The sequence below is a fragment of the Thalassolituus sp. UBA6592 genome, from assembly GCF_002433655.1.
Classification (GTDB): Bacteria; Pseudomonadota; Gammaproteobacteria; order Pseudomonadales; family Oceanobacteraceae; genus Venatoribacter.
Genome location: NZ_DJIO01000008.1, coordinates 522 through 984, shown reverse-complemented (window position 1 = coordinate 984; position 463 = coordinate 522). Strand labels below are relative to the sequence as shown.

Annotated in this window: 1 protein-coding gene; it reads left to right on the top strand. The window is 50.5% G+C overall.

Annotation, left to right across the window (positions count from 1 at the left end; genetic code table 11):
• Positions 1-10 precede the first annotated feature (10 nt).
• The coding region (locus B2Z72_RS00875; protein ID WP_297003986.1) for a chemotaxis protein CheW at positions 11-463 on the top strand (453 nt) is incomplete at its 3' end.

The following is a 463-nucleotide window of genomic DNA, read 5'->3' as shown; positions in this document are numbered from 1 at the left end:
GAGCTTGTTTATGGCAGGTGTATTGGACTCGGTAAACCAGCGTACGCAGCTGGTAGGGCAGAACCGTCTGGAGCTGCTGCTGTTCCGGGTAAATGGTAAGCAGGTGTACGGAATTAACGTTTTTAAGGTTAAGGAAGTCCTGCAATGCCCAAAACTGACAAATCTGCCCGGCAGTAATCCTGTCGTGCGTGGTGTTGCCCACATCCGTTCCGGGACCATCCCGATTATGGATATGAGTATGGCGACCGGTAACGCACCGCTGAAGGATCTGACCAATGCGTTTGTCATCATCACGGAATACAACCTGAAAACTCAGGGGTTTCTGGTTGCCGGTGTGGAACGCATCATCAATATGAACTGGGGGGATATTCATCCGCCACCAAAGGGAACCGGCCGGGAGCATTATCTGACTGCCGTTACCGAGGTTGAGAAGAATCTGGTTGAAATCATTGATGTGGAAAAA